At 67.2% G+C, this 3,239-nt stretch carries 3 protein-coding genes; all 3 read right to left on the bottom strand.

Annotated elements, in window-relative coordinates:
• Positions 1-492 (bottom strand): saccharopine dehydrogenase family protein (locus ACWDU1_RS31035; protein WP_450003936.1); only part of this gene is annotated, 492 nt, incomplete at its 3' end.
• Positions 493-529: 37 nt separating this feature from the next.
• On the bottom strand, positions 530-1,933 hold the full coding sequence (locus ACWDU1_RS31030) for an ABC1 kinase family protein (RefSeq protein ID WP_450003934.1): 1,404 nt from the start codon (positions 1,931-1,933) through the stop codon (positions 530-532).
• A gap of 151 nt (positions 1,934-2,084) precedes the next feature.
• Positions 2,085-2,774: a TetR/AcrR family transcriptional regulator gene (locus ACWDU1_RS31025; protein ID WP_450003938.1), complete on the bottom strand. Its 690-nt coding sequence runs from the start codon at positions 2,772-2,774 to the stop codon at positions 2,085-2,087.
• Positions 2,775-3,239: the final 465 nt, after the last annotated feature.

Here is a 3,239-nt window from a genome sequence, read left to right as displayed (position 1 = left end):
GAGCTCGCCGGTATTGTCCGCGACACTGCGGCGGTAGAGCTGGTAGACGCTGAGGTCGGAGGGGACCGAATCGTAGCCGCAGGAGTTCACGATCTTGGCGCCGGTGCGGGCGGCCTCGTCGTGGTGGGCGTCGATGGCGTCGCGGATGAACAGCGGTTCACCGGTCAGATCGGCGTAGTGGGTGCCGGCCTGCGCGCACGCGGCGACCAGCGGCATCCCATAGCGCAGATACGGGCCGACCGTGGTGATGACGGCGGTCGTGCGGGCGGCCAGCGCGTCCATGGACTCCTGGTCGGTGGTGTCGGCGACGATCAGTCCCCAGTCCGGGGCCCCGATCTCGTCGCGCACCGCGGCGAGTTTGTCCGCGGATCGTCCGGCCAGAGCCAGCCTGGCGCCGGCCGGTGCGGCGTTCACCAGATACAGCGCGGTGAGTTTCCCTACGAAGCCGGTGGCGCCGAAGATGACAAGATCGAATTCACGTGTGTCGGTCATGGATGGAACCCCTGGTGGTTGTGTTGTCGCGCGGCCGTCAACCCGTGCGGCGTCTGCCGCGTTTGGCCGGCCGGCGCGTGGCCAGCCACCGGGCATGGAGTTTGCCCAGTTCGGTGATCGGCTCCTCGTCGTAGAGCCATTCCCGGGCCACCCGATGCCAGTTCCCGGTGGCTTCGAGCTGGCCGAGCATGCCGAAGGTCAGGAAATCGGCACGCCGGGAGAACAGATGCTCCGGCGGCAGGTTCTGCTGCTTCATCCCGGAGAACTCGCTGGAGCGCGGGTCGACGGCGAGCAGGAACGCGCCGCTGGCCAGCTCCGGTGTGATGGTCAGTTCCTGATCCACCAGACACCATTCGGAGGCCGAGAGCACATACTCCAGGCACTCCTCCACACCGATCTCGTCGGTGGAATCGATCACACCGCGCTGCACCATCAGCTCGCGCAGATCCTCGCCGCGATCCTCCGCCGCCGCGCACAGGCAGATCGCCTCGAACCGGACGTGTTCGGGATCCATCCGGTTGAACAGACCGAAATCCAGGAACCCGACCCGGCCGTCCTCGGCGAGCAGCACATTGCCCGGATGCGGGTCGCCGCAGAACTCGTTGAACGTGAACAGCGAACCCACGTAGAAGCGGTAGATGATCTCGCCGACCCGGTCGCGTTCGTCCCGCGGCAGCGCGCGGATGTCCTCGAACGCGGTTCCGGGCAGGTATTCGGTGACCAGGACCCGCTGGGTGCTGTGCTCGATCACCGGCCGCGGAACCACCACGAAGGGATGGCCGGCGTAGAGATCGGCGATATCGCGCTGGGTCTGCGCCTCGATCTGGTAGTCGAGTTCGGACTCCATATTCAGCCGCAGCTCGTCCAGTACCGCCGGGGTGACCCACGGCATCGCCGACTGCAGCACGCGGCGGAACATGGACAGGTTCTTGAGATCGGCCCGTACCGCGGCATCGATCCCCGGATACTGCACCTTCACCGCCACCTGACGGCCGTCGTGCAGCCGGGCCAGATAGACCTGCCCGATCGAGGCCGCCGCGATCGCCTCGGGTTCGAACTCGGCGAACACCGCGTCCAGCGGCTGCCCGAAATCCTCCTCGATCACCGCGCGCATCGCCTCGAACGACACCGACGGCGCGGCATTGCGCAGCACCGCCAGCCGCTTCTGGAACCGTTCACGATGTTCCGGCGGGACCAGGTCCAGATCCAGCACCGACATCATCTGGCCCAGCTTCATCGCCACGCCCTTCATGGTGCCCAGCACCATGACCAGCTGTTCGGTACTGCGCAGAATGGACTCCTCGGCCATCTGCGCGCGCACCGCCTCGGAACGGCCACGCATCGTGAGCCGGGCGCGTTGTTTCCGCATCATCGAACCGGCCGCGACGGCACCCAGCTTGGTGCCGCGGGCCAGCCGCGATGTCGGCACTTCTTTCGCCATCGAGGTACCTCCGTTGGTGCCGACGCGCGCCTGCGGTGGCCGGTGGACCGAAACGGTCCACTGCCGCCGCACGGGACTCAGACTAACCAAACCGGCGGGGTTGTCGAGCCCGGCGAACCGGCCCGCGGCCGAACCGGCCGCTCGTACGGACTCAGACGGCCGGGTCCTCCGGCGCGACCTCGGGCAGCGCGTGCTCCTGCTCGGCGAACCGGATCCGCGAGCCGCCCGCACGGGTCATCCCCTCGATGGCGCTCCACACCATCATCGTGAGGTAGTCGATCACCTCGTCACGAGCCATCGTCTTGTTGGTGGTCGTCCACCAGTGGGTCGCCAGCTGGATACCACCGACGATGACATACGACCACAGCATCGCCCCCTCGGTCTCGATACCGCGCTCACCACCCCGCTCGGTGATGGCCGCGGCCACCACCTCGGCGAACAGCCGCTCGAAATCGGCCAGGGCGGACGGATCGCCGGAACCGGTGCCCATGATGAACCGGTAGACCTCGGGATCCTCATCGACCGCGCCCACGTATTCCGCCAGCGCCGACCGCACCAGCTGATACTCGTCGGCGTCCAGACTGATCGCCCCGTACACCCGCGGCATCAAAGTGATCTCGATGAACCGCTGCATAGCGGCGTTCACCAGGTCGTTCTTATCGGAGAAATAGCGGTACAGGACGGTCTTCGACACCCCGATCTCGGCGGCGATCTCATCCATCCCCGCATTGCCGCCCCGGGTACGGACGGCCGCGAGCGTGCCGTCGACGAGCTCCTCCCGGCGGTCGATCTTGTGTTGCCGCCAGCGCCGCTTACGACCGTCGGTCCGTGCGGTACGCACCGGCGCCGAGCGCTCGGCGGAGGTGCCGATATCGATCAGGTCTTCGGTGGACAGCGTGACTCCTCGGTCCGATGGGGTTCGCGTGCGTTCCACTCTAGGCCCCACACCGGCGGTGATGGTCCGATTGGGTCCCTGGAGGGCGGGCTCACATCGTTCGGTGGGGTGTGGCGTGCCGGGGTGGGGAAGGGGTTCGGTGAGTGAAGTGGGGCGTTGCTTGTTGGGGTGGGGAGGTGATGGTGCTCGCCGAGGTGGGGAGGGGAGCCTGCGTGTGAGGAGGAGGGAGGAGGTGACCCTGCTCGTGGAGGTGGGGAGGTGACCTTGCCCGCCGAGGTGAGGGGATGACCCTGCTCGTCAAGGTGAGGGGGTGACCCTGCCCGCCAAGGCGAGACAGGTGACCTTGCTCGTCAAGGTTCTGTGTTTATTGGCGCGGCTTCGCCGCGCGGGGTTCGGCCCCTGAAGCGTCTG

Source organism: Nocardia sp. NPDC003345 (genome assembly GCF_053589395.1).
This window is presented reverse-complemented; position numbering and strand designations above follow the sequence as displayed.